The sequence below is a fragment of the Streptomyces sp. ISL-12 genome (assembly GCF_018614415.1).
GTDB lineage: Bacteria > Actinomycetota > Actinomycetes > Streptomycetales > Streptomycetaceae > Streptomyces.
Genome location: NZ_JAGGOO010000074.1, coordinates 32,996 through 55,605 on the forward strand (window position 1 = coordinate 32,996; position 22,610 = coordinate 55,605).

At 72.6% G+C, this 22,610-nt stretch carries 24 protein-coding genes; 10 read left to right on the forward strand and 14 right to left on the reverse strand.

From position 1 onward, the window contains the following. Positions 1 to 179 precede the first annotated feature (179 nt). A complete protein-coding gene (locus J7I94_RS20975; protein WP_215168764.1) occupies positions 180 to 989 on the forward strand; it encodes an endo alpha-1,4 polygalactosaminidase in 810 nt (269 codons plus the stop codon). A gap of 68 nt (positions 990 to 1,057) precedes the next feature. On the opposite strand, the gene J7I94_RS20980 is transcribed toward J7I94_RS20975, so the two are convergent. Both J7I94_RS20980 and map read right to left on the reverse strand, forming a co-directional pair. Then, a complete protein-coding gene (locus J7I94_RS20980; protein ID WP_215168766.1) occupies positions 1,058 to 1,705 on the reverse strand; it encodes a heme oxygenase (biliverdin-producing) in 648 nt (215 codons plus the stop codon). A gap of 134 nt (positions 1,706 to 1,839) precedes the next feature. Continuing rightward, a complete protein-coding gene (gene map, locus J7I94_RS20985; RefSeq protein ID WP_215168768.1) occupies positions 1,840 to 2,697 on the reverse strand; it encodes a type I methionyl aminopeptidase in 858 nt (285 codons plus the stop codon). 58 nt (positions 2,698 to 2,755) lie between these two features. On the opposite strand from map, the gene J7I94_RS20990 reads away from it, so the two are divergent. The 4 genes from J7I94_RS20990 to J7I94_RS21005 all read left to right on the forward strand — a co-directional run bounded on the left by J7I94_RS20990 (position 2,756) and on the right by J7I94_RS21005 (position 5,171). Next, a complete protein-coding gene (locus J7I94_RS20990) occupies positions 2,756 to 2,974 on the forward strand; it encodes a hypothetical protein (protein WP_215168769.1) in 219 nt (72 codons plus the stop codon). 153 nt (positions 2,975 to 3,127) lie between these two features. Beyond that, complete coding sequence (locus J7I94_RS20995) at positions 3,128 to 4,216, forward strand: exo-alpha-sialidase (RefSeq protein WP_215168771.1); 1,089 nt, start codon at positions 3,128 to 3,130, stop codon at positions 4,214 to 4,216. A gap of 9 nt (positions 4,217 to 4,225) precedes the next feature. Further along, a complete protein-coding gene (npdG, locus tag J7I94_RS21000; protein ID WP_215168773.1) occupies positions 4,226 to 4,942 on the forward strand; it encodes an NADPH-dependent F420 reductase in 717 nt (238 codons plus the stop codon). A gap of 64 nt (positions 4,943 to 5,006) precedes the next feature. Further along, a complete protein-coding gene (locus J7I94_RS21005; protein ID WP_215168775.1) occupies positions 5,007 to 5,171 on the forward strand; it encodes a hypothetical protein in 165 nt (54 codons plus the stop codon). A gap of 1 nt (position 5,172) precedes the next feature. On the opposite strand, the gene J7I94_RS21010 is transcribed toward J7I94_RS21005, so the two are convergent. Continuing rightward, a complete protein-coding gene (locus J7I94_RS21010; RefSeq protein ID WP_251075476.1) occupies positions 5,173 to 6,003 on the reverse strand; it encodes a site-2 protease family protein in 831 nt (276 codons plus the stop codon). 174 nt (positions 6,004 to 6,177) lie between these two features. Between J7I94_RS21010 and J7I94_RS21015 the strand changes: the two genes are divergently transcribed. After that, positions 6,178 to 9,450, forward strand: coding sequence for a BTAD domain-containing putative transcriptional regulator (locus J7I94_RS21015; RefSeq protein ID WP_215168777.1), 3,273 nt, complete (start codon positions 6,178 to 6,180; stop codon positions 9,448 to 9,450). 12 nt (positions 9,451 to 9,462) lie between these two features. Here J7I94_RS21015 and J7I94_RS21020 read toward each other — a convergent pair whose 3' ends face one another. The 3 genes from J7I94_RS21020 to panB all read right to left on the reverse strand — a co-directional run bounded on the left by J7I94_RS21020 (position 9,463) and on the right by panB (position 12,356). Then, positions 9,463 to 10,272: an ABC transporter permease gene (locus J7I94_RS21020; protein WP_215168778.1), complete on the reverse strand. Its 810-nt coding sequence runs from the start codon at positions 10,270 to 10,272 to the stop codon at positions 9,463 to 9,465. Continuing rightward, positions 10,269 to 11,297 (reverse strand): ATP-binding cassette domain-containing protein, encoded by a 1,029-nt coding sequence (locus J7I94_RS21025; protein WP_215168779.1) that lies wholly within the window; start codon positions 11,295 to 11,297, stop codon positions 10,269 to 10,271. The genes J7I94_RS21020 and J7I94_RS21025 overlap by 4 nt, the downstream gene beginning before the upstream one ends. Before the next feature lie 177 nt (positions 11,298 to 11,474). Then, positions 11,475 to 12,356: a 3-methyl-2-oxobutanoate hydroxymethyltransferase gene (panB, locus tag J7I94_RS21030; protein ID WP_215168780.1), complete on the reverse strand. Its 882-nt coding sequence runs from the start codon at positions 12,354 to 12,356 to the stop codon at positions 11,475 to 11,477. A 259-nt stretch (positions 12,357 to 12,615) separates the two neighbouring features. Between panB and J7I94_RS21035 the strand changes: the two genes are divergently transcribed. Together J7I94_RS21035 and J7I94_RS21040 are read left to right on the forward strand one after the other, a co-directional pair. Next, on the forward strand, positions 12,616 to 13,680 hold the full coding sequence (locus J7I94_RS21035; RefSeq protein WP_215168781.1) for an endonuclease/exonuclease/phosphatase family protein: 1,065 nt from the start codon (positions 12,616 to 12,618) through the stop codon (positions 13,678 to 13,680). Between the two features lie 157 nt (positions 13,681 to 13,837). After that, positions 13,838 to 15,055: an MFS transporter gene (locus J7I94_RS21040; RefSeq protein ID WP_215168782.1), complete on the forward strand. Its 1,218-nt coding sequence runs from the start codon at positions 13,838 to 13,840 to the stop codon at positions 15,053 to 15,055. A 13-nt stretch (positions 15,056 to 15,068) separates the two neighbouring features. Here the strand turns inward: J7I94_RS21040 and J7I94_RS21045 are convergent, their stop codons facing one another. From J7I94_RS21045 to J7I94_RS21055, 3 genes are read right to left on the reverse strand one after another with little or no spacing between them, the layout of a single operon-like run. Continuing rightward, positions 15,069 to 15,425 (reverse strand): hypothetical protein, encoded by a 357-nt coding sequence (locus J7I94_RS21045; protein ID WP_215168784.1) that lies wholly within the window; start codon positions 15,423 to 15,425, stop codon positions 15,069 to 15,071. Continuing rightward, complete coding sequence (locus tag J7I94_RS21050) at positions 15,422 to 15,619, reverse strand: DUF397 domain-containing protein (RefSeq protein WP_215168786.1); 198 nt, start codon at positions 15,617 to 15,619, stop codon at positions 15,422 to 15,424. The genes J7I94_RS21045 and J7I94_RS21050 overlap by 4 nt, the downstream gene beginning before the upstream one ends. Then, complete coding sequence (locus tag J7I94_RS21055) at positions 15,616 to 16,476, reverse strand: helix-turn-helix transcriptional regulator (RefSeq protein WP_215168788.1); 861 nt, start codon at positions 16,474 to 16,476, stop codon at positions 15,616 to 15,618. Before J7I94_RS21055 ends, J7I94_RS21050 begins: the two co-directional genes overlap by 4 nt. 149 nt (positions 16,477 to 16,625) lie before the next feature. On the opposite strand from J7I94_RS21055, the gene J7I94_RS21060 reads away from it, so the two are divergent. Both J7I94_RS21060 and J7I94_RS21065 read left to right on the forward strand, forming a co-directional pair. Further along, positions 16,626 to 17,114 carry an ATP-binding protein gene (locus tag J7I94_RS21060; RefSeq protein ID WP_251075477.1) on the forward strand — a complete coding sequence of 163 codons (489 nt, stop codon included), beginning with the start codon at positions 16,626 to 16,628 and terminating at the stop codon, positions 17,112 to 17,114. A gap of 81 nt (positions 17,115 to 17,195) precedes the next feature. Further along, positions 17,196 to 17,597, forward strand: coding sequence for an SH3 domain-containing protein (locus tag J7I94_RS21065; protein WP_215168790.1), 402 nt, complete (start codon positions 17,196 to 17,198; stop codon positions 17,595 to 17,597). Between the two features lie 15 nt (positions 17,598 to 17,612). On the opposite strand, the gene J7I94_RS21070 is transcribed toward J7I94_RS21065, so the two are convergent. The 5 genes from J7I94_RS21070 to J7I94_RS21090 all read right to left on the reverse strand — a co-directional run bounded on the left by J7I94_RS21070 (position 17,613) and on the right by J7I94_RS21090 (position 22,577). Beyond that, positions 17,613 to 18,389, reverse strand: coding sequence for a DUF1963 domain-containing protein (locus J7I94_RS21070; RefSeq protein ID WP_215168792.1), 777 nt, complete (start codon positions 18,387 to 18,389; stop codon positions 17,613 to 17,615). A gap of 10 nt (positions 18,390 to 18,399) precedes the next feature. Beyond that, the gene (locus J7I94_RS21075; RefSeq protein ID WP_308114648.1) at positions 18,400 to 18,849 is read right to left on the reverse strand and encodes a DUF6069 family protein; all 450 of its coding nucleotides are present in this window, start codon (positions 18,847 to 18,849) and stop codon (positions 18,400 to 18,402) included. Between the two features lie 214 nt (positions 18,850 to 19,063). Then, positions 19,064 to 21,481: an excinuclease ABC subunit UvrA gene (locus tag J7I94_RS21080; protein WP_215168794.1), complete on the reverse strand. Its 2,418-nt coding sequence runs from the start codon at positions 21,479 to 21,481 to the stop codon at positions 19,064 to 19,066. Positions 21,482 to 21,646: 165 nt separating this feature from the next. Continuing rightward, positions 21,647 to 22,063, reverse strand: coding sequence for a VOC family protein (locus tag J7I94_RS21085; RefSeq protein WP_215168796.1), 417 nt, complete (start codon positions 22,061 to 22,063; stop codon positions 21,647 to 21,649). A gap of 28 nt (positions 22,064 to 22,091) precedes the next feature. Continuing rightward, positions 22,092 to 22,577 (reverse strand): helix-turn-helix transcriptional regulator, encoded by a 486-nt coding sequence (locus tag J7I94_RS21090; RefSeq protein WP_215168798.1) that lies wholly within the window; start codon positions 22,575 to 22,577, stop codon positions 22,092 to 22,094. Between the last annotated feature and the right edge of the window lie 33 nt (positions 22,578 to 22,610).

Here is a 22,610-nt window from a genome sequence, read left to right on the forward strand (position 1 = left end):
GCCGTTCTTGACAGGGCAACAGGTGATCGATTTACTCGGGCGCGCCGACCCCCACAGTCGGCGAAGAGGTACGCCCAGCCGGTAATTGGCACCCCCAGCCAGCAGCCCGGACCGAGTCGCCAGGACCGCCGTAGGGCGTCCGAGGCGGGGACGTATCCGCAACGTATGGAGCTCGAAGGATGAGCCGTTCTCCCCTGCACTCCCGCACTGCCCTGACGGCGGCCGGCGCCGTGGCGCTGGCCGCCCTGGTGTGTGCCCCCGGCAACGCCACCGCCGCCACGATCACGCTGCCCCCCGCCGGCGCCGGCTTCGACTACCAGATCGGCGGCGCCTACACCCCGCCCGCCGGTGTCGAGGTGGTCACCCGCGACCACGAGGACTCCCCGGTCAGCGGCCTGTACAACATCTGTTACGTCAACGCCTTCCAGACCCAGCCCGGTGCCGCCGGCGAGTGGAAGGGCCTGCTGCTCCAGGACGCCGACGGCAACGTCGTCTACGACGACGAGTGGGCCGGCGAGGCCGTCCTCGACATCACCACCGAGGCCAACCGCAAGGCCATCGCGGAGAAGGTGGGCGGCTGGATCGACGACTGCGCGGCCAAGGGCTACCAGGCCGTCGAACCGGACAACTTCGACACCTACGACCGCTTCTCCGACCTGCTCGACGCCTCCCAGGCCCAGGACCTGATCCAGCGGCTCGCCGCCCGCGCGCACGCCGCCGGCCTGGCGATCGCCCAGAAGAACACCGCCGACCTGGCCGCGAACCGCGAGGCCAACGGCCTCGACTTCGCGGTGGCGGAGGAGTGCGGCAGGTACGAGGAGTGCGACACCTACACCGAGGCGTTCGACGACCACGTGATCGTCATCGAGTACGACGACGAGGGCATGGCCAACGCCTGCGCCGGCTGGGGCGACACGCTCAGCATCGTCAAGCGCGACTACGACGTCACCACCCCCGGCAGCGGCGAGTACGTCCGCGAGACCTGCTGAACCCCTGAAACGGGGGCGCCGGGACGGAGTACCGCCCCGCCCCGGCGCCCCACACCCGCCCGCCGCCGCTACGCGCTGAGCGGGAACTCCTCGCCCAGCGCCCGGAAGACCGCCGTGTTCAGGGCGAACGCCCGCTTGCACTCGGCCACGATCCGCTGCCGCTCCAGCTCGTCGGCCCGGATGCCGTCCAGCAGCTCCCGGTACCCGCGCTTGAACGCGGCCGGGTTGGTGATCTCCTCGAAGACGTAGAACCGGACCCCGTCGCCCTTCTTCGCGAAACCCCAGGTCCGCTCGGCCTTGTCGCGGATGATCTGGCCGCCGGAGAGGTCGCCCAGGTAGCGCGTGTAGTGGTGGGCGACATAACCCGCCGGCCACTGCTCGGCGCACTCCCGCACCCGGGCCGCGTACTCCTCGGTGGCCGGCAGCGGGGCCAGCCCCGCCCGCCACCCCGCGCCCCGCAGATGCGCCAGGTCGCGCTCCAGCGACGGCAGCCGCTCCAGCTCCGGCTGGATGAAGGGCCCGGCCACCGGGTCGGCCGCGAGCCGCCCGGCGGCGGCCTCCAGCGCCTCGTACACGAACCACAGCTGCTCGGTGTAGCGCGCGTAGGCGTCCACGCCGAGCCGGCCGCCGAGCAGATCGCTCATGAACGTCGAGGTCTCGGCCTCCACATGCTGCGCGTGGGAGGCGGTGCGGATGAGCGTCGAGAAGGAGTCCATGCGCCCGATCTTCTATGGTTAGGCTTACCTAAGTCAATAGCTTGCCGACGGCCTGTCGGTAAAAGCGTACCCGGGGGCGCGCGAAAAGACCCGCCCTCCGGAAGAGAGCGGGTCGGCGGGGGCGCGGGAGGGCGTCAGGGCAGCGTGAGGATCTCCGCGCCGGTCTCCGTCACCACCAGGGTGTGCTCGAACTGGGCCGTGCGCTTGCGGTCCTTCGTCACGACCGTCCAGCCGTCGTCCCACATCTCGTACTCGTGCGTGCCCAGCGTCAGCATGGGCTCGATCGTGAAGGTCATCCCGGGCCGGATGACGGTGGTGGCGTGCGGGCTGTCGTAGTGCGGGATGATCAGCCCCGAGTGGAACGACGAGTTGATGCCGTGCCCGGTGAAGTCCCGCACCACGCCGTACCCGAACCGCTTCGCGTACGACTCGATGACCCGCCCGATGATGTTGATCTGCCGGCCCGGCCGGACCGCCTTGATCGCGCGGTTCAGCGACTCCCGGGTCCGCTCGACCAGCAGCCGGCTCTCCTCGTCGACGTCACCGACCAGGTAGGTGGCGTTGTTGTCGCCGTGCACGCCGCCGATGTACGCCGTCACGTCGAGGTTGACGATGTCGCCGTCGCGCAGCACCGTGGAGTCCGGGATGCCGTGGCAGATCACCTCGTTGACGCTGGTGCACAGCGACTTGGGGAAGCCGCGGTAGCCGAGCGTCGACGGGTAGGCCCCGTGGTCGCACATGTACTCGTGCGCCACCCGGTCCAGTTCGTCCGTGGTCACCCCCGGTGCGATGAGCTTCGCGGCCTCCTCCATCGCCCGCGCGGCGATCCGCCCGGCCACCCGCATCGCCTCGATCGTCTCGGGCGTCTGCACCTCCGGACCGGTGTACGGCGTCGGGGCGGGCTTGCCGACGTACTCGGGCCGGCGGATGTTTCCGGGTACGGAACGGTTGGGAGAAAGCTCCCCTGGTACGAGCAGCGACTGGCCAGACATGTCAGCGAGTCTAACCAGCGGGCATACGAGACCATGTCCCTGGCGAAAGGAGCCGGTCATGGCCCTGTTCAAGAAGCGTACGGTCGGCAAACCGGGCGAGTGGTACTACTGCCTCCAGCACCAGAAGGTCGAGGAGGGGCCGGAGTGCCCGGCCAAGGACCGCTTCGGTCCGTACGCGTCGCGCACGGAGGCGGAGCAGGCGATGCGGACGGCGCGTGAGCGCAACCTCCAGTGGGAGAACGACCCCAAGTGGCACGACGCGCCGGAGCCCGAGTGATCTCGCGGGGCGGCCGCGGGTAGGGGGTGGCTGGTCGCGCGGTTCCCCGCGCCCCTTGAGGGACATGCGGTGAACGCGCCCCACAGGTTGCGCGGGGAACCGCGCGAGCAACCACGAACCACCCGCACCCGACCCACGACAACAGGAGCCCCCATGACCGCCGCAGGCCCCGGCACCCGCCCGGAGGGCGCCCCCTCCGTCCCCTTCCGCGCCGGCGAGGACGGCCACGCCAGCTACCGCATCCCCGCCGTCGTCCGCACCGCGACCGGCACGGTCCTCGCCTTCTGCGAGGCCCGCGCCACCGGCCCCGCCGACCACGGCACCATCCGCGTCGCCGTCAAGCGCTCCACCGACGGCGGCCGCACCTGGGGCCCCCTCGTCGTCGCCGCCGAGAACGGCGACGACCTCGCCGGCAACCCCGCCCCGGTCGTCCTCGGCACCGGCCGCGTCCTGCTCGTCCACGTCCGCAACGCCGCGCACGCCACCGAGGCCGCCATCCGCCGCGGCGAGGTCACCGCCGAGGACGGGCGCCGCGTGTGGGTGACCCACAGCGACGACGACGGGCTCACCTGGTCCCCGCCCCGGGAGATCACCGACCGGGTCAAGCGCCCGGAGTGGCGCTGGTACGCCACCGGCCCCGGCCACGCCCTGCGCCTGCGCACCGGCCGCGTCGTCGTCCCCGCCAACCACTCCCTGCCCGAGGGCCCCGACGGCGGCCACTGCCTGCTCAGCGACGACGACGGCGCCACCTGGTACCTCGGCTACGTCGACGACGGCGACGGCACCGCCACCCGCGTCGCCGCCAACGAGTCCACCGCCGCCGAACTCCCCGACGGCCGCCTCTACGTCAACGCCCGCACCATGCCCCCGTCCCCCGGCCCCCGCGCCGACGCGTACTCCGAGGACGGCGGCCGGACCCTGACCGCCCCCTTCCGCCGGCAGCCGGACCTGTCCGGCCCCGTCTGCCAGGGCAGCGTCCTCGCCCTCCCCGACGCCGGCCCCCTGCTCTTCTCCGGCCCCGCCGACCCCGCCGCCCGCGCCCGGATGACCCTGCGCGTCTCCACCGACGGCGGCACCGGCTGGCGCCCGGCCCACACCGTCGACGACCGCCCCGCCGCCTACTCCGACCTGGTGCCCGTCGGCGCCCGCTCGGTCGGCCTGCTCTACGAGACCGGCGACGCCGGACCGTACGAGACGATCACCTTCCGGCGGCTCGCGGTGTCCGCCGGCGGACCCGCATAGAGTCGGCCCATGACCTCTACCGACAGCGACAGCGCCGCACAGCAGAAGGCCCCCGCCAAGGACCCCTGGGACCTCCCCGACGTATCCGGCCTGGTCGTCGGCGTCCTCGGCGGGACCGGGCCGCAGGGCAAGGGCCTCGCCTACCGCCTGGCCCGGGCCGGCCAGAAGGTGATCGTCGGCTCCCGGGCCGCCGACCGCGCCCGGGCCGCCGCCGAGGAGATCGGCCTCGGCGTCGAGGGCGCCGACAACGCCGAGACCGCCCGCCGCAGCGACATCGTGATCGTCGCCGTGCCCTGGGAAGGACACGGCGACACCCTCACCTCCCTGCGCGAGGAGCTGGCCGGCAAGCTCGTCGTGGACTGCGTCAACCCGCTCGGCTTCGACAAGAAGGGCGCCTACGCCCTCAAGCCCGAGGAGGGCAGCGCCGCCGAGCAGGCCGCCGCCCTGCTCCCCGACAGCCGGGTCACCGCCGCCTTCCACCACCTGTCCGCCGTCCTCCTCCAGGACCCGGAGATCGAGGCCATCGACACCGACGTGATGGTGCTCGGCGAGGCCCGCGCCGACGTCGAGACCGTCCAGGCGCTGGCCGGCCGCATCACCGGCATGCGCGGCGTCTTCGCCGGGCGGCTGCGCAACGCCCACCAGGTCGAGTCGCTGGTCGCCAACCTGATCTCCGTCAACCGCCGCTACAAGGCCCACGCGGGACTCCGCGTCACGGACGTATGAGGCGATGGGGGACACTGGTGGTCAGCAGCCAGACCGCCCGTGTCCCCCGACAGGAGCCGACCTCATGCCCCGCCTCGCCCTCTACGCCCTGATCGTCTGCGTGCTCGCCGTGGTGGCGGCCGTCGTCTCCTTCGCCGAGGGCGTCGTCCTGGTCGGCGTGGTCTGGGTGCTGCTGGCGGGACTGTCGTCCAACATGTGCTGGTACTACTTCAAGCGCCGCCGCGCCTGAGTCACGACCCCATCGTGCACAGCTCGTCCGTCTGCCAGAAGCGGTACAGCTCGAAGCCGCAGTACGAGTCGAAGTCGCTGATGCCCAGCGACCGCAGTACGGCGTCGATCGCGTCGAAGAACACGCCGTTCAGCGCCGGGACCCACAGCAGCGCGAACACGAACAGCAGCCCGAACTGGGCGAACGGCTCCAGCTGCCGCCGCACGCTGTACGGCAGCCAGGGCTCGATCACCCCGTAGCCGTCCAGCCCCGGCACCGGCAGGAAGTTCAGGATCGCCGCCGTGACCTGGAGCAGCGCGAGGAACGCGAGGGCCAGCCGGAAGTCGCCCGGTACGCCGTCCAGCGCGTCCAGCCAGAACGGGGCGGTGCACACGACGGCGAACGCCACGTTCGTCAGCGGGCCCGCCGCCGAGATCAGGCTGTGCCGCCAGCGGCCCCGGACGCGGCCCCGCTCGATGAAGACCGCGCCGCCCGGCAGACCGATGCCGCCCATGATGACGAAGACGACGGGGAGCACAATGCTGAGCAGCGCGTGCGTGTACTTCGCCGGGTTCAGCGTCAGATAGCCCTTGGCGCCGACCGAGACGTCCCCGCTGTGCAGGGCGGTGCGGGCGTGCGCGTACTCGTGCAGGCACAGGGAGACGACCCAGGCGGCCGTCACGAACAGGAACACCGCCAGCCCCGGCTGCTCGGCGAACCCGGTCCAGGTGGCCCAGCCGGTGACCGCGGCGACGGCGACGATCCCGAGGAAGACGGGGGAGACCCTCCCCCAGTGCCTGAACGGCCTGGGGGGACCCCCATCGTCACTGGGGCGGGCGGGGGCGGTGGTCATGACAGCGGGGCTCCTGTGCTCGGGGCTCGTGGTGCGCGTTCGCGGTGCGGGCTCGGGGAGGGGCTCGGGGAGGGGCTCGACCGTACCGGTGCCGGGGTGGGAACGTCCCACGGGGGACCGCCGGTTCCATGCCCCGGTAAACCCGGAGGCGGCGCGGACGCGTCCCCGGAGAGAATGGACCCCGTGCGCTACCGCATCCTCGGCACCACCCAGGCATTCCGCCCCGACGGCAGCCCCGTCCCGGTCGGCGGGGCGCGGCTGCGCGCGCTGCTGACCGTGCTCGCGCTGCGGGCCGGCCGGACCGTACCGCCCGGCCTGCTGGTCGACCAGGTGTGGGCCGACGACCCGCCCGCCGACCCCACCGGCGCCCTCCAGGCCCTGGTCGGACGGCTGCGCCGGGCGCTCGGCGCGGACGCGGTCGCCCTCGCCGACGGCGGCTACCGGCTCACCGCCGCCCCCGACGACGTCGACCTGCACCGCTTCGAGCGGCTGGCCGGCGAGGGCGCCCGCGCGCTGGCCGACGGCGACCCGGACAAGGCGGCCGGCGTCCTCGACGACGCCCTCGCCCTGTGGCGCGACCCGGTCCTGGCCGACCTGCCCGACCGCACCGCCGAGGCGGCCCGCTGGGAGACCCGGCGGCTGGACGCGCTGCGCGCCCGGCACACCGCCGCGCTGCGGCTCGGCGACGCCGAGCGGTTCCTGCCCGAGCTGACCGCCCTGTGCGACGCCCACCCCCTGGACGAACCCCTCCAGGCGCTGCGGCTGCGCGCCCTGCGCGGCACCGGCCGCACCGCCGAGGCACTGGCCGCCTACGAGGACGTACGCCGCCTGCTCGCCGACCGGCTCGGCTCCGACCCGGCACCGGAACTGCGGGCCCTCCACGCCGAACTGCTGCGCTCCGAGGCCCCGCCGCCGCCCGGACCCCGCCCGGCCCGCCCCCGGGGCAACCTCCGGGCCCGCCTCACCTCCTTCGTCGGCCGGGACACCGACCTGGAGACGCTCCGCGCCGACCTGGGCGCCACCCGGCTCGTCACCCTGCTGGGCCCCGGCGGCTCCGGCAAGACCCGGCTCTCCCTGGAAGCCGCCGAGGCCGCCGGGGACACCGCGCGGGACGGCGCCTGGCTCGCCGAACTCGCCCCGGTCGACGACCCCGCCGCCGTACCCGAGGCCGTGCTGACCGCCGTAGGAGCCCGCGAGACCGTGCTCTACGGCGCCGGCGCCGAGGAGCTGCGGGTCGCCGCCGACCGGCCCGCCACCGCCGTCGAACGCCTCGTCGAGCACTGCGGGCGGCGCCGGATGCTGCTCGTCCTCGACAACTGCGAGCACCTCGTCGACGCCGCCGCCCGCCTCGCCGAGGAACTCCTCGCCCGCTGTCCCGGCGTCACCGTCCTCGCCACCAGCCGGGAACCCCTCGGCGTACCGGGGGAGCTGCTGCGGCCGGTGGAACCGCTGCCCGAGCCGTCCGCGCTGCGCCTGCTCGCCGACCGGGGCCGGGCGGCCCGCCCCGGCTTCCGCGTCGAGGACGACCCCGACGCCTGCGCCGAGATCTGCCGCCGCCTGGACGGCCTGCCGCTCGCCATCGAACTGGCCGCCGCCCGGCTGCGGGTCCTGACCCCCCGCCAGATAGCCGACCGGCTCGACGACCGCTTCCGCCTGCTCACCTCCGGCAGCCGCACCGTCCTGCCCCGCCAGCAGACCCTGCGCGCGGTCGTCGACTGGTCCTGGGAGCTGCTGGACGAGGACGAACGGGAGGTGCTGTGCCGCCTGTCGGTGTTCGCCGGCGGCTGCGACCTGGCCGCCGCCGAGGCCGTCTGCGGCCCCGCCGCCCTGGACGCGCTCGGCTCCCTCGTCGACAAGTCCCTGGTGGTGGCCGCCCCCGCGGGCGGCGGCGGCGAGATGCGCTACCGGCTCCTGGAGACCGTCGCCGAGTACGCGGGTGAACGCCTCGACGAGACCGGCGGCCGGTCCGCCGCCGAACGCGCCCACCTGACGTACTACCGCGAACTCGCCCGCACCACCGACCCGTTGCTGCGCGGCCCCGGTCAGATCGCCGCCGCAGAGCGCATGGAGCGGGAGTACGAGAACATCCGCACCGCGCTGCGGCACGCAGTCACCGAACGCGACGAACAGGAGGCGCTCTGCCTGGCGCTGTCCCTGGTCTGGTACTGGCAGGTGCGCGACCTGCGGATCGAGGCCCGCACCTGGTGCGAAGAGGTCATGGCCCTCGGCCCCGACCCGTTCGCCGAACCCGTCCGGCCCGCCGCCCCGGTCTGGGAGCGCTGCACCGGCGCCCCGCCCCCGATGACCGGCGCGCTCCTCGACGAGGCCCGGCGCGGCGTGCACCTGGCCCACCTCGCCTGCATGGACACCGACCTGTCCGCCTGGCAGGACCCGGCCGCCCAGCGGAAACTGCGGGCGATCGCGAGCGCCTACGAGCCCGGCCAGCCGCAGACCTGCCGCAGCCCGGGCATGATCTGGTTCTACGCGGTGCTGCTCACCGGCGACCTGGACCGGCTGCGCGAGATCATGGACGCCTCGGTGCGCACCTGCCGCCGGACCCCGGGCTTCGAGTGGGAGCTGGCCGGCGCCCTCCAGATGCGTGCCAACCTGCTGGCCAACCGCTCCGGCTGGGTGGCGAACGCCAGACGGGACGCGGACGAGTCCCTGGAGATCTACCGGGGCGTCGGAGACATCTGGGGCGTCGCCGAGGCGCTCTCCGCCCGCGCCGAGGTCCGCGAGCGGGTCGGCGACTTCGCGGGCGCCGCCGACGACTACGCGGAGGCCCGGGAGTACGCCGAACAGCTCGGCGCGCACGCCCAGGTGGACGTCCTCGACGCCCGCCGGGGCAGCGCGCTGCTGGGCGCGGGCCGGGCCGAGGAGGGGGAACGCCTGCTGCGTGAGGTCATCGACCGCACCGCGGACGCCCCGCACAACGGCGCCATGCCCGCCGCCCGGCTCTTCCTCGCCGGACAGCTCGGCGCCGACGACCGGGTCGCCGAGGCACGCGAACAGCTGCGCCTGCTGCGCGAGTCGTTCGCCCTCGACCAGTTCGTCGTCTTCGACGCCTTCATCAAGGGCGCGGAGTCCTGGGTCGACGCGCTGCAGGGACGGTACGACGACGCCCTGGACAGGGTCCGGGAGGCGCTGGTGGCGGGCCGGGACCCGCTCTCCGAGACGATCGCGCCGCACATGCGGCCGGCCTACCTGGTGATGGCCGCGCTGGCCCTGGCCCGGGTCGACGGGGAGCGCCGGGCAGCGGACGCCGCGCGCTGCCTCGGCGCCGCCGCCGCGCTGCTGCCGGGCGACCACGTCGAGACCGTCATGGAGCGGGCCGCGCGGACGCGGGCCGTCGAGTGGACCCGCGCCGCGCTGACCGACGAGGCGTACGAGGCCGCGTACGCCGAGGGCGGCGGCCTCTCCGTCGAGGAGGCCGCCGCCCTGGTCTGACCGGAGCACCGCTCAGCTCTTCGTGCGGAACTTGTGGATCGCCACCGGCGCCATCACCGCCGTGATCGCCGCCGACCAGCCCAGCGTGATCCACAGGTCGTGCGCGACCGGGCCGCCCACCATCAGTCCGCGCGCCGCGTCCGCGAGCGTGGAGAGCGGGTTGTAGTCGGTGAACGCCTGCAGCCAGCCCGGCATCGACTGGGTCGGCGCGAAGATCGACGAGCCGAACTGGAGCGGGAACAGCACCAGGAAGCCCATCGCCTGCACGGACTGCGCGTTCTTCAGGACCACGCCGAGCGTGAGGAACACCCACATGATCGACGAGGCGAACGCGGCGGACAGCCCCACGGCCGCCAGCAGCCCGCCCCAGTGCTCGATGTCGAAGCCGACCAGCACGGCGACGATCATCAGCACCGCGGTGGCGAACAGCATCCGCGCCAGCTCCACCGTGATCTTCGCGAACAGCACCGAGCCGCGCCCGATCGGCAGCGACCGGAACCGGTCCATCACCCCGGAGTTGAAATCCTGGCTGAACCCGGTGCCGACGCCCTGCGACAGGGTCATGCTCATCATCGCGATCATGCCGGGAATCACGTACTGGACGTAGCCGTCCTGTCCGCCGCCCAGCGCCTGGCCGATCGAGCCGCCGAAGACGTACACGAACAGCAGGGTGAAGACGACCGGCATCAGCAGCGCGTCGAACATCGACTCCGGGTCCTGCCGGATCCACAGCAGGTTGCGGCGGATCAGGGCGCCGGTGTGCCGGACGTGGCCGCGCAGCGGGATGCGGGCGTCGGCCGTGGTGACGGTGGTGGCGCTCATACGGCGACCTCCTCGCGGGCGTCGGTGGCGGGCGCGGCGTCCTGCGGGGCACTGGCGCGGTGGCCGGTGAGGGACAGGAAGACCTCGTCCAGGCTGGGCAGTTCGGTGGTGACGGAGGAGAGCGTGACGCCCTGCGCGGTGACCGCGCCGACCACCGCGGTCAGCTGCTCGTCGCTGAGGATCGGCACCAGCACGGCGCCGCGCTCGGCGTCGACGGTGGTGGAGGCGAGCCCGGTGATGCCCAGCCCGTCCAGGAACGCGGCCATCGGCCGCAGCTGCTCCGGGTCGGCCGGCCGGACCTGCAGGGTGCGCCCGCCGACCTTCGCCTTCAGCTCCTCGATGCCGCCGTTCGCGATGACCTTGCCGCGGTCCACGACGGTCAGCTCGGAGGCGAGCTGTTCGGCCTCCTCCATGTACTGGGTGGTCAGCAGGACCGTCACGCCGTCCCCGACCATGGCCTTGACCTCGTCCCACACCTCGTTGCGGGTGCGCGGGTCCAGACCGGTGGTGGGCTCGTCCAGGAACAGCACCTGGGGCCGGCCGATCATCGAGGCCGCCAGGTCCAGGCGCCGCCGCATACCGCCGGAGTACGTACCCGCGGGCCGCTTGGCGGCGTCGGTGAGCGAGAACCGCTCCAGCAGCTCGTCGGCCCGCGCGCGGGCGTCCTTGCGGGACAGGTCGAGCAGACGGCCGATCATGTAGAGGTTCTCCCAGCCGGGGAGCTTCTCGTCGACGGAGGCGTACTGCCCGGTGAGTCCTATGACGCGGCGCAGCTGCCGGGGCTGGCGCAGCACGTCGTACCCGGCGACGACGGCCTCGCCGGAGGTCGGGGTGATCAGGGTGGACAGGATGCGCACCAGCGTGGTCTTGCCGGCGCCGTTCGGCCCGAGCACGCCCATCACGGTGCCCTCGCGCACGTCCAGGTCGACGCCGTCCAGCGCCCTGGTCTCGCCGTAGTGCTTGACCAGCCCCCGGACACGGACGGCGGGGCGCGCGCCGTCGGGGCGGTTGTCGATTCGCTTCATGCCGACGACGGTGCCAGCCCGCACCGACAGACGGCCGACAGACCGCCGACATCCGCCCGCGGGGTATGGCGGGGCCCCGCCGACGGGGGAAGATCGGCGGGGCCCGGCGTCGTACCGCAGTGGCTCTCAGGGGGTGAGCAGTGGTTCCCAGGGGGACCAGTGGCTCTCAGGGAGTGACTAGTGGACGGAGTGCTCCTCCTGCGGGAACGTTCCGCCCACGACGTCCTCGGCGAACGCCTTCGCCGCGTCGCCCATGACGGTGCGCAGGTCGGCGTACTTCTTCACGAACTTCGGCACCCGCCCGCCGGTCAGCCCGAGCATGTCGGTCCACACCAGCACCTGCGCGTCCGTCTGGGGACCCGCGCCGATGCCGACGGTCGGGATGTGCAGCGTCCGGGTCACCTCGGCGGCCAGCTCGGCCGGCACCAGCTCCAGGACGACCGCGAAGGCGCCCGCGTCCTGCACGGCCTTGGCGTCCCGCAGCAACTGCTGGGCGGCCTCCTCGCCGCGGCCCTGTACCCGGTACCCCATGGCGTGCACGGACTGCGGGGTCAGGCCGATGTGCGCCATCACCGGGATGCCGGACTCGACGAGCAGCCGGATCTGCTCGTGCGACCGCTCACCGCCCTCCAGCTTCACCGCGCCGGCCCCCGCCTCCTTCACCAGCCGGGTCGCCGAGCGCAGCGCCTGCACCGGGCCCTCCTGGTACGAGCCGAAGGGCAGGTCGGCGACGATCAGGGCCCGGCTGGTGCCCCGGACCACGGCGGCCGACAGCATGGTCATCTCGTCGAGGGTGACGGGGACGGTGGTGTCGTAGCCCAGGTGACAGTTGCCGGCCGAGTCGCCGACCAGCATGACCGGGATGCCGGCCTCGTCGAACACGGACGCGGTCATCGCGTCGTACGCGGTGAGCATGGGCCACTTCTCGCCGCGCTCCTTGGCCAGCGCGATGTCCCGGACGGTGATGCGGCGGGTGCCCTTGCCCCCGTACAGCGCCTTGCTGCTGCCGTCGGAGGGCTTGTTGTTCGGTGCGTTCTGGGCAGCCGAGAGCTGCGTCATGGCAACGGCTCCTTCATGTCATCTCGAGGCGCCCTGACGGCGTCCCCGGATCACCTCCATGGTGGCACCTCCCGCCGGTCGGCGGCTAGGGGCCCCGCACCGACCGGAGGGAAGGGCGCCCGCCGGCCCCCGCGCGCCCCCGCGTGCACATCCCCCTGCCCGTACGGCCCCGGGGGGAGGGCGGAAAGGGCATGTTTGATCCCCTAGGGTTGTCGCACGGGGTGACCGTGTGTACAGCAGGCAGTGAGGCGACGAGGGTATGGCGCAGCAGGTTCACGTGGCGGAGACGGACGACGACGGCGCCGGACCGGAGCGCCGTCAGGACCGGCTGCGGCGCCTGCTGGACCGGGTGACCAGGGGCTGGCGCGGGGACCGCCGGATCTGGCGCCGGGGCGTCGTCACCGCCGTGGTGGCCGTCCTGCTCGCCGGCGTCATGGCCGGGCACGCGCGCATCCCGAACGCGGTCGGCAACCTGGGCAGCCTCACCGAGACCTTCCTGCCGTGGTTCGGCCTGCTGATCCCCGTACTGCTGCTGATCGCTCTGGCCCGCAGGTCGGCGACCGCGCTGATCGCGCTCCTGGTCCCGGCCGTGGTGTGGGCCGACCTCTTCGGTGGCCTGCTCACCACCAAGTCGCAGGGCGGCGGCGACCTCACGGTGGCCACCCACAACGTCAACGCCGACAACGCCGACCCGGCCGGCACCGCCCGCGCGGTCGCCGCCTCGGGCGCGGACGTGGTGGCGCTGGAGGAACTGCAGGCGTCGAAGGTCCCGACGTACGAGAAGGCGCTGAAGTCGGTGTACGCGTACCACCGGGTCGTCGGCACCGTCGGCCTGTGGAGCACGTACCCGATGAGCGACGTCGGCCCCGTCGACATCAAGCTGGGCTGGACCCGCGCGATGCGCGCCACCGTCGCCACCCCGGCCGGCGAGGTCGCCTTCTACGTCGCCCACCTGCCCTCGGTGCGGGTGAAGCTGGCGGCCGGGTTCACGGCCCGCCAGCGGGACCGCAGCGCCGACGCGCTGGGGCAGGCCATAGAGCGGGAGACCCTGGACAAGGTCGTGCTGCTCGGCGACCTGAACGGCACGATGAACGACCGCGCGCTCAACGCGGTCACCTCCCAGCTGCGCTCCACGCAGGGCGCGGCGGGGGACGGGTTCGGGTTCAGCTGGCCGGCGTCGTTCCCGATGGCGCGGATCGACCAGATCCTGGTCCGGGGCGTGGAGCCGGAGAGCAGCTGGACCCTGCCGGCGACGGGCAGCGACCACCTGCCGGTGGCCGCGCGTGTGAAGGTGGACACATCGGCGGACTCGTCGGGGTCCTGAAAGCCCAGCTCACGCCTCTCCCACCCGTTCCCGACCGCCTGCGGAAACCCGCGCGTCACCTCGCGGAATACTCGGCCTGAGAGACTTTGTTCCGTACGGGAACATACACAGTCCCCGATCCCGTACGCACATCCGCTCTCGAAAGGCGAAGACCTTCATGCCCCTGGCCCTGCTCGCCCTCGCCGTGGGCGCCTTCGGCATCGGCACCACCGAGTTCGTGATGATGGGCCTGCTGCCCGACGTCGCGGACGACCTCGGCATCTCCATCCCCGCCGCCGGTCACCTGGTCTCGGCCTACGCCCTCGGCGTCGTCGTCGGCGCCCCGCTGCTGGCGGCGGTGACCGCCCGCATGTCCCGCCGCACCGTCCTCATCGGCCTGATGGGCCTGTTCGTCGTCGGCAACGCCCTGTCGGCCGTCGCCCCCGGCGAAACGTCTCTGCTCGCCGCCCGCTTCCTCAGCGGTCTGCCGCACGGCGCCTTCTTCGGCGTCGGCGCGGTGGTCGCCACCGGCATGGTCGCCCCCGAACGCAAGGCCCGCTCCGTCTCCCTGATGTTCCTCGGCCTGACCGTCGCCAACATCATCGGCGTCCCCGCGGCCACCGCCATGGGCCAGTCCCTGGGCTGGCGGGCGACGTTCCTCGGCGTCAGCGCGATCGGCGTGGCCGCGATGGCGGCGCTGCTGTTCCTCGTCCCCCGCGACCAGGCCCCGAGCGAGGCGACCGGCGGCCTGCGCGGCGAACTGCGGGCGCTGAAGTCCGTCCCCGTCTGGCTGGCCCTCGGCACCACGGTCGCCGGCTTCGGCGCGCTGTTCTCCGCGTACAGCTACATCACGCCGATGCTCACCGACGCCGCCGGGTACGCCGACACCAGCGTGACGCTGCTGCTGGCGCTGTTCGGCGTGGGCGCGACGGCCGGCAACCTGCTGGGCGGCCGCCTGGCCGACCACTCCCTGCGGGGCACGCTGATCGGCGGCCTGGTCTCCCTGGTCGTCATCCTGGCCCTGTTCCCCGTCCTCCTCAGCACCCAGGTCACGGCCGCGGTGGCGGTGGCCCTGCTCGGCGCGGCGGCCTTCGCGACCGGTTCCCCGCTCCAGCTGATGGTCATGGAGAAGGCGTCGGCGGCCCCGTCCCTGGCCTCCTCCGCCAACCAGGCCGCCTTCAACCTGGCCAACGCCGGCGGCGCCTGGATCGGCGGCCTCGCCCTGGCGGCGGGCCTGGGCGCCACCTCCCCGGCCCTGGCGGGCTCCGCCCTGGCCGTCCTCGGCCTGCTGGTCGCCGGCGTGGCATGGGCGGTGGACCGCAGGACGGTCACACCGGGGCGCGTGGTGGCGGGGCATGTGCCGGCGCGGGAATCGGCTCAGGCGGTACGCCACTGACGGCTGCCGCCGGTCACGGAGCCTGGGCGGTCTCCCGCTCGGCGAGGAACTCGTCCAGGAGCCGGAACAGCACCTCGACGGCACGGGCGTCGTCCTCGGGCGGCAGCTCGTGGATGTGCCGCCAGCCGTGCGGCAGGGCGATGTGCAGCGCGACGCCGGGCCAGGCGTGGTCGCACTCCTTCCCGCGCCGCGCGAAGAGCCACTCCCGCAAGCCGTCGAGCCCGGCACCGCCGTGCCGGGCGGCGTGCTGGTCGTAGCCGGTCAGGAAGGCGACCACCATGTGGAAGGTCGCCCTGCCGACGAACAGGTCCGGATACTGCCGGACACGGGCGAAGTACTCGCGCTCACTCAGCTCCGAGTCAGGCGTCACACCGACTTCACGAATCCCGCCCAGGCGCCGGACGACAGGGTGAGGACGGGGCCGGTGGCGTTCTTGGAGTCGCGGATGTGTATGGCGGTTGTACCGGCGGCGATCTCTACGCACTGGCCGCCTTCGGCTCCGCTGTAGCTGCTCTTGGACCAAGTGCGGCCGGACGCGACGGTCGAGGACTCGGCGTTCTTCATAGCGATCCCAGCACCCTTTCGATGAACTCCGATGACTCCCTCGGAGTGAGAGCCTGCGATCGGATAATCCCATAACGCGCGGCGGAGAGAGCTGCCTGCTTCGGGTCGGTTTCAAGGGCGCTGGTCCCCTGCGCCTCGGCGTACACGAACTTTTTGCCGTCTTCCCGCGTGACGACCGTGAACGGCCCGTCCACGCCCGCACTCTCCACGCAGCTGAGCGGCATGACCTGGATCTCGACGTTCGGTTCCTGACCAAACAGAAGAATCTGTTCCAACTGCCCTCGCAGTACGCCCTGTCCACCGTAGGGACGTCGCAACACCGACTCGTCCATCACGAAGCTCAACAGCGGTGCGGGACGCCGGTCGAAGATGCCCTGGCGAGCCTGCCGCGCCGCTACCCGCTGCTCGATGGTCTCCGGGGCCAAGGGCGGACGCCGCATCCCCAGCAATGCCCTCATGTACTCCAGCGTCTGGAGCAGGCCGTTGACGATGAGTGTGTCGTACATGAGCAACTCGACGCACTCCTTCTCCAACTGCGCCATCCCCTGGAAGAACCCCGGATACTGAGCCCGCTCCATCTCCTCCTTCCAGTTGCTCAACAGCCCGTCCGCCCCGACCGCTTCATCCGCGCGGTCGATCGTCCGGGGCAGCGGGATCCTCCGGCCCTGCTCGTACGACGCCACCGTCGACGCCGAGTAACCGATCCGCCTCCCGAACTCCTCGCGGTCCAGGCCGGCCCGCAGCCGCAGCGTCTTCATGCTTCTCCCGAAGGCGCAGACCACGCCCTTCCCGGCCTCGCCCTCCGGGCGCCGACCGTCCTCGTCCCCGCCCGGCAGGGCATCCGTGTTCTCCGTCATCTCGACCACCGCCTCCTCGGTCCAACGCCCGTCGCGGGGGCGGCGTCACGCCGCGCACCCCGTACCCGCAGCCGCACCGCGCGTACAGTCAGCTGCCGTCGGTGCGTCACCACTGGTCACGCTACGCGACCGACGGGACCGTGATCGGCATGATGACCGAACCCGACATCCCCACCGGTACCGCTTTCGAGATGTGCTTCACCTCCACACCCCGGGGCGCCCGCCTCGCCCGCCGCCTGACGGCCGTCCGGCTGGACGCGTGGGGCGTCCCGTACGGCACCCGGCCCCACGACGACATCGTGCTGATCGTCGCCGAACTGGCCGCCAACGCCGTCCGGCACGGCCACGTCCCCGGCCGGGACTTCCGCCTCCACCTCCACGTGACCGCCGACGGCCGCGCCGTACGCGTCGAGGTCACCGACACCCGAGACGAACGCCTCCCGCGCCACCCCTGCGCCCCGGACACCACCGGCACCGACGAGTCCGGCCGCGGCCTGCTCCTCGTAGCGCACCTGGCCACCCGCTGGGACTGGCACCCGCGCGAGGACGGTCCGGGCAAGACGGTCTGGGCGGAGTACGCGCCGGTGTCCGGAGGGAAGGAAGCGGGGGCGGGGGGTCCGTATGAGGCGATCCGGTAGATGTTCAGGACATGTCAGTCGGCGGGGGCGCCGGCTGAGCACCCTGAGGATTGAGAGCCCTACACCCATCAAGGGGGAAACATGCTTTCGTCCGTCAAGCGCGCCCTGACCAGGCGCCGCAGGGCAGCCACCGTCGCCGTCACCGCATTGCTCGTCACCGGGGCCGGGCTGACGTTCGCGCCCTCCGCGAGTGCGGACGCCTTCAGGTGTCCGTCCGGCTTCGGCAGCGACTCGCAGTCGATGTGCGCCTACGTGGACATCACCTCCGGCACCCTGACCGTCCGCTCCGGTCCCGGCACCAACTACGGATCGGTGGGCAGCCTCTCCGACGGGACTCTCGTCGAGGTGGACTGCTGGGACTACGGCACCTCCGTCAACGGCTACAACATCTGGACCAACCTCTACAGCGCCGGCGGCAACCGCTGGGTGAGCGATTACTACCTCACCACCGGACGTGTGCAGAACTTCATCAGGCAGTGCTGACCCGGCTGACCGGCGTCACATGTCCACGTAGCCGTACACCCGGTCGAAGCGCCGTGCCGTCAGGTCCGCGCGGCGGATCAGCCAGGTGATGACGCCGCTGTCCAGTTCCCTGACCTCCTGGGGGCAGCGCCAGGTGGCCAGCGGTATCCAGTCGTCGGCGTCCTGAGGGGCGTCGTCCCGCGCGACGAGGAGCGGGTCGTCGTTGCGGACGACGGGGTGGCCGCCGAGGGCGAAGGTCCAGGTGGGCCAGGAGCCGCCCACGTGGGTCCAGGCGTCCTCCAGTTCCCCGGCCAGCTCGTACTGCTCGTCGTCCGCGTCCTCCCACCGCGTCTCCGTGAAGGCGTCCGTGTCGACGGGGGACAGGTGCTGCCACATCCGGCGCAGCTCCTGCGGCTCGAACGGGCCGAAATCGGAGTCCGTGCGACGGGTGGCCGTCGGCGTCCCGGCGGGGACGTGGAGGACCGCCTCGCCCCTCTGCCCCCGGAAGTCCAGGGCCGGGTCGGCGAAGAAGAGCAGGTGGCCGTCGGCGGGCAGGGGGAGCCCGGCGGTGTCCGGCGGGAGGAGCGCGCAGTCGACCGAGGCGACCAGCGGGTACGCCGGGGCCGGGACGCCCTCGGGCAGCGACGGGTGGCCGCCCATGCTCACCAGCGGCGGCCCGTCACCGTCCGGTGCGAAGAACGCGCCGGGCACCAGGCTCCGTATCCACTCCTCCGCGTCCTCCGCCGGCAGCCCCCGGGACGCCGCCTCCGCACGGAAACGGCCGACCCGGTCCGTGTTCCAGTCATCGATCATGGGCGACACCCTAGGGGCGCTGTCCGGGCAACGGCAGCAGAAGACGGAAGGCCGGAATGGCGACCGCCGCGACGATCAGGTGCATGACCATCAGGGCGATGACGCCGCCCCAGCTGGTGCCGGGCTCGTCGGAGGTGCCGAGGAGGATGTCGGGGACGAAGGTGACGAGGAGGATCACCGGTATCCACGTGCGCAGCACCCGGGCGGGGCGGGCCGAGCGGGCCCGGACCAGCGCCCAGCCCCCGGCGCCGGCGAGCACGCCGACGACGGTGAGCAGGGCGTAGTCGGACAGGTGGAGCGGCTCGAAGTCGTCGGAGACACCGGCGGCGTGGGCGAGGGCGGCGACGGCGGCGTTGAGGGCGACGGCGACGACGGCGGCGGCCGCCAGGCCGCCGGTCACCACGAGCCCGCCGGGGCGGCGGGCGGAGTCGGCGGGGCGGGCGGTGGTCGGTCCGTTCACGGTGTACTCCTCGGCTCGGCACGGCGTCGCGTCGGCCGCACGGCGCCGCGTCGGCCATCGGCTCGGCACGGCGTCGCGCGGATTTCGTGCGCCGAACGTAACGACTCGTCGCGCTGCGTCGAACCGATCGCCGCCAACCCATCCCGCGAGCACCCCGCGGACGTCCCGAAGGGGCCACCGCGGTGCCACCGCCCTCCCCGCCGCACGGGCGGGGTCACGCCCCCACGTACGCCGCCAAGTGCTCCCCCGTGACCGTGGACCGCGCCGCGACCAGTTCCGCCGGCGTCCCCTCGAACACGACCCGCCCGCCGTCGTGCCCGGCCCCCGGCCCCAGGTCGATGATCCAGTCCGCGTGGGCCATGACCGCCTGGTGGTGCTCGACGACGATGACCGACTTGCCGGAGTCGACCAGCCGGTCCAGCAGGGCCAGCAACTGCTCGACGTCGGCCAGGTGCAGGCCCGACGTCGGCTCGTCCAGCACGTAGACTCCGCCCTTCTCCGCCATGTGCACCGCCAGTTTCAGCCGCTGCCGTTCGCCGCCGGAGAGGGTGGTGAGCGGCTGGCCGAGGGTGAGGTAGCCGAGGCCCACGTCCAAGAGGCGGGTCAGGATCTTGTGGGCGGCCGGAGTGCGGGCCTCGCCCTCGCCGAAGAAGGCCAGCGCCTCGGTCACCGGCATCGCCAGCACCTCGGCGATGTCCCGGCCGCCGAGCCGGTGCACGAGGACGGACGCGTCGTACCGCCGGCCCTCGCACTCCTCGCAGGTCGTGGAGACACCGGCCATCATGCCGAGGTCGGTGTAGACGACGCCGGCGCCGTTGCAGGTGGGGCAGGCGCCCTCGGAGTTGGCGCTGAACAGCGCCGGCTTGACCCCGTTGGCCTTGGCGAACGCCTTGCGGATCGGGTCGAGCAGGCCCGTGTACGTCGCCGGATTGCTGCGCCGCGAACCGCGGATCGGACTCTGGTCGACCCGGACCACGCCGTCCTCCGAGCGGACCGAGCCGTGCACGAGAGAGCTCTTGCCCGAGCCCGCGACACCCGTGACCACGCACAGCACACCGAGCGGGATGTCGACGTCGACGTCCCGCAGGTTGTGGGTGCGCGCGCCGCGGATCTCCAGCGCGCCGGTGGCCTCGCGCACCGACTCCTTCACGGCCGCCCGGTCGTCGAGGTGGCGGCCGGTGAGGGTGCCGCTGGCCCGCAGCCCCTCGACGGTGCCCTCGAAGCAGACCGTGCCGCCGGCCGTACCGGCGCCCGGCCCGAGATCGACGACGTGGTCGGCGATCGCGATCGCCTCCGGCTTGTGCTCGACCACCAGCACCGTGTTGCCCTTGTCGCGCAGCCGCAGCAGCAGGTCGTTCATCCGCTGGATGTCGTGCGGGTGCAGGCCGACGGTCGGTTCGTCGAAGACGTACGTGACGTCCGTGAGGGACGAGCCCAGGTGGCGGATCATCTTGACGCGCTGGGCCTCGCCGCCGGACAGGGTGCCCGAGGGGCGGTCCAGGGAGAGGTAGCCGAGGCCGATCTCCGTGAAGGAGTCCAGGGAGTGCTGGAGCGCGGTCAGCAGCGGCGCCACCGAGGGGTCCTTCAGCCCGCGCGCCCACTCGGCGAGGTCGCGGATCTCCATCGCGCAGGCGTCCGCGATCGAGACGCCGTCGATCTTCGAGGCCCGGACCGCCGGCGTGAGCCGGGTGCCGTCGCAGTCGGGGCAGGTCCCGGTCGTCGTCGCCCGCAGGACGAACGCGCGGATGTGCGGCTGGAGCGAGTCGACGTCCTTCGACAGCATCGACTTCTGGATCTTCGGGATCAGACCCTCGTAGGTGAGGTTGACGCCCTCGACCTTGATCTTGGTCGGCTCCTGGTGGAGGAGGGCGTGCAGTTCCTTCTTGGTGAACTCGCGGATGGGCTTGTCCGGCGAGAAGAAGCCGCAGCCCCGGTAGATACGGCCGTACCAGCCGTCCATCGTGTAGCCGGGGATCGTCAGCGCGCCCTCGTTCAGCGACTTGGAGTCGTCGTAGAGCTGGGTGAGGTCGATGTCGGAGACCGTGCCGCGGCCCTCGCAGCGCGTGCACATGCCGCCGGTGCGGTGGAAGGAGACCTTCTCCGTCTTCGTCTTCTCACTGCCCCGGTCGACCGTGAACCCGCCGCTCGCCGACACCGAGGCGACGTTGAAGGAGTACGCGCCGGGCGGGCCGACGTGCGGCTCGGCGAGGCGGCTGAAGAGGATGCGCAGCATGGCGTTGGCGTCGGTGACCGTGCCGACGGTGGAGCGCGGGTCGGCGCCCAGCCGGGACTGGTCGACGATGATCGCCGTCGTCAGACCGTCGAGGACGTCGACCTCCGGCCGGGCCAGCGTCGGCATGAACCCCTGCACGAACGCGCTGTACGTCTCGTTGATCAGCCGCTGCGACTCGGCGGCGACGGTGTCGAACACCAGCGAGCTCTTGCCCGACCCCGAGACCCCGGTGAACACGGTCAGCCGGCGCTTCGGTATCTCGATGCTGACGTCCTTGAGGTTGTTCTCGCGCGCCCCGTGCACACGGATCAGGTCGTGGCTGTCGGCGACGTGCGCCTCGGACGGGGCCGGGGCCGAGTCCGGGGCCGGATACGGGTACGGGTCCGTGCTCGTGGTCATGCGGTTGGTCTCCCCTGTTGTCGTACGGGCCGGTGCGGGTGCGGATCCGGTGCGGCCAGGTGCCTCGGCGCGTCGCGCCGGCCGGCCCCCTCCCGGCCCCTCCCCAAAGGGCGGGACAGTACCGCAGGGGCACCGGCCGCACACGTGTTTTTCCGACCGCCGGCGCTATCCCTTGCGCGGCTGGTTGAAGCGGAGCATGTTGCCGGCCGGGTCGCGGAAGGCGCAGTCACGGACGCCGTACGGCTGATCGATCGGCTCCTGGAGCACCTCGCCGCCGGCCGCCCGGACGCGTTCGAACGTCGCGTCCACGTCGTCGGTGGAGAAGATGACGCCCCGCAGCATGCCCTTGGCCAGCAGCTCCGCCATCGCCTTGCGGTCGGCCTCGGGGGCCATCGGGTCGGCGAGCGGCGGCTCCAGCACGATCTCGACGTCGGGCTGGCCGGGCGGCGCGACGGTCACCCAGCGCATCCCCTCGAAGGCGACGTCGTTGCGGACCTGGAAGCCGAGGACGTCCCGGTAGAAGGCGAGCGCCTTGTCGTGGTCGTCGACGGCGATGAAGCACTGAGCGAGTCTGATGTCCATGCCCCCGACGCTACGAGCCGGCGGCGCCTCACGCTTCTCGATTCCTGACCGGATTCCTGACCGGATTCCTGACCGGATCCCCGACTGGATCCCCGACCGGATTCCCGACCGGATCCCCGACCGGATTCCTGACCGGTCGCGTACGGACTTTCGCCACGCACGCCGGGATCGGCGCCCCCGGCTCGTGGTCCCGCGCCTTGTACGCGCTCGGCGACTCCCCGACCAGCTCGGTGAAGCGCGTGCTGAACGACCCCAGCGACGTACACCCCACCGCGAAGCACACGTCCGTCACGCTCAGATCCCCCCGCCGCAGCAGCGCCTTCGCCCGCTCCACCCGCCGGGTCATCAGATAGCTGTACGGCGTCTCCCCGTACGCCGCCCGGAAACTCCGCGAGAAGTGCCCGGCCGACATCATGGCGACCCGCGCCAGCGCCGGGACGTCCAGCGGCTCCGCGTAGTCGCGGTCCATGACGTCCCGGGCACGGCGCAGGCGCTTGAGGTCCTCCAGATCCATGACCCAAGGATGGCCTACAGCACCGGCAGGTTC

Coding starts and splice junctions, on each gene's coding strand:
- J7I94_RS20975 (WP_215168764.1), top strand. CDS start 180: ATGAGCCGTTCTCCCCTGCACTCCCGCACTGCCCTGACGGCGGCCGGC.
- J7I94_RS20980 (WP_215168766.1), bottom strand. CDS start 1,705: ATGGACTCCTTCTCGACGCTCATCCGCACCGCCTCCCACGCGCAGCAT.
- map (WP_215168768.1), bottom strand. CDS start 2,697: ATGTCTGGCCAGTCGCTGCTCGTACCAGGGGAGCTTTCTCCCAACCGT.
- J7I94_RS20990 (WP_215168769.1), top strand. CDS start 2,756: ATGGCCCTGTTCAAGAAGCGTACGGTCGGCAAACCGGGCGAGTGGTAC.
- J7I94_RS20995 (WP_215168771.1), top strand. CDS start 3,128: ATGACCGCCGCAGGCCCCGGCACCCGCCCGGAGGGCGCCCCCTCCGTC.
- npdG (WP_215168773.1), top strand. CDS start 4,226: ATGACCTCTACCGACAGCGACAGCGCCGCACAGCAGAAGGCCCCCGCC.
- J7I94_RS21005 (WP_215168775.1), top strand. CDS start 5,007: ATGCCCCGCCTCGCCCTCTACGCCCTGATCGTCTGCGTGCTCGCCGTG.
- J7I94_RS21010 (WP_251075476.1), bottom strand. CDS start 6,003: ATGACCACCGCCCCCGCCCGCCCCAGTGACGATGGGGGTCCCCCCAGG.
- J7I94_RS21015 (WP_215168777.1), top strand. CDS start 6,178: ATGGACCCCGTGCGCTACCGCATCCTCGGCACCACCCAGGCATTCCGC.
- J7I94_RS21020 (WP_215168778.1), bottom strand. CDS start 10,272: ATGAGCGCCACCACCGTCACCACGGCCGACGCCCGCATCCCGCTGCGC.
- J7I94_RS21025 (WP_215168779.1), bottom strand. CDS start 11,297: ATGAAGCGAATCGACAACCGCCCCGACGGCGCGCGCCCCGCCGTCCGT.
- panB (WP_215168780.1), bottom strand. CDS start 12,356: ATGACGCAGCTCTCGGCTGCCCAGAACGCACCGAACAACAAGCCCTCC.
- J7I94_RS21035 (WP_215168781.1), top strand. CDS start 12,616: ATGGCGCAGCAGGTTCACGTGGCGGAGACGGACGACGACGGCGCCGGA.
- J7I94_RS21040 (WP_215168782.1), top strand. CDS start 13,838: ATGCCCCTGGCCCTGCTCGCCCTCGCCGTGGGCGCCTTCGGCATCGGC.
- J7I94_RS21050 (WP_215168786.1), bottom strand. CDS start 15,619: ATGAAGAACGCCGAGTCCTCGACCGTCGCGTCCGGCCGCACTTGGTCC.
- J7I94_RS21055 (WP_215168788.1), bottom strand. CDS start 16,476: ATGACGGAGAACACGGATGCCCTGCCGGGCGGGGACGAGGACGGTCGG.
- J7I94_RS21060 (WP_251075477.1), top strand. CDS start 16,626: ATGATGACCGAACCCGACATCCCCACCGGTACCGCTTTCGAGATGTGC.
- J7I94_RS21065 (WP_215168790.1), top strand. CDS start 17,196: ATGCTTTCGTCCGTCAAGCGCGCCCTGACCAGGCGCCGCAGGGCAGCC.
- J7I94_RS21070 (WP_215168792.1), bottom strand. CDS start 18,389: ATGATCGATGACTGGAACACGGACCGGGTCGGCCGTTTCCGTGCGGAG.
- J7I94_RS21080 (WP_215168794.1), bottom strand. CDS start 21,481: ATGACCACGAGCACGGACCCGTACCCGTATCCGGCCCCGGACTCGGCC.
- J7I94_RS21085 (WP_215168796.1), bottom strand. CDS start 22,063: ATGGACATCAGACTCGCTCAGTGCTTCATCGCCGTCGACGACCACGAC.
- J7I94_RS21090 (WP_215168798.1), bottom strand. CDS start 22,577: ATGGATCTGGAGGACCTCAAGCGCCTGCGCCGTGCCCGGGACGTCATG.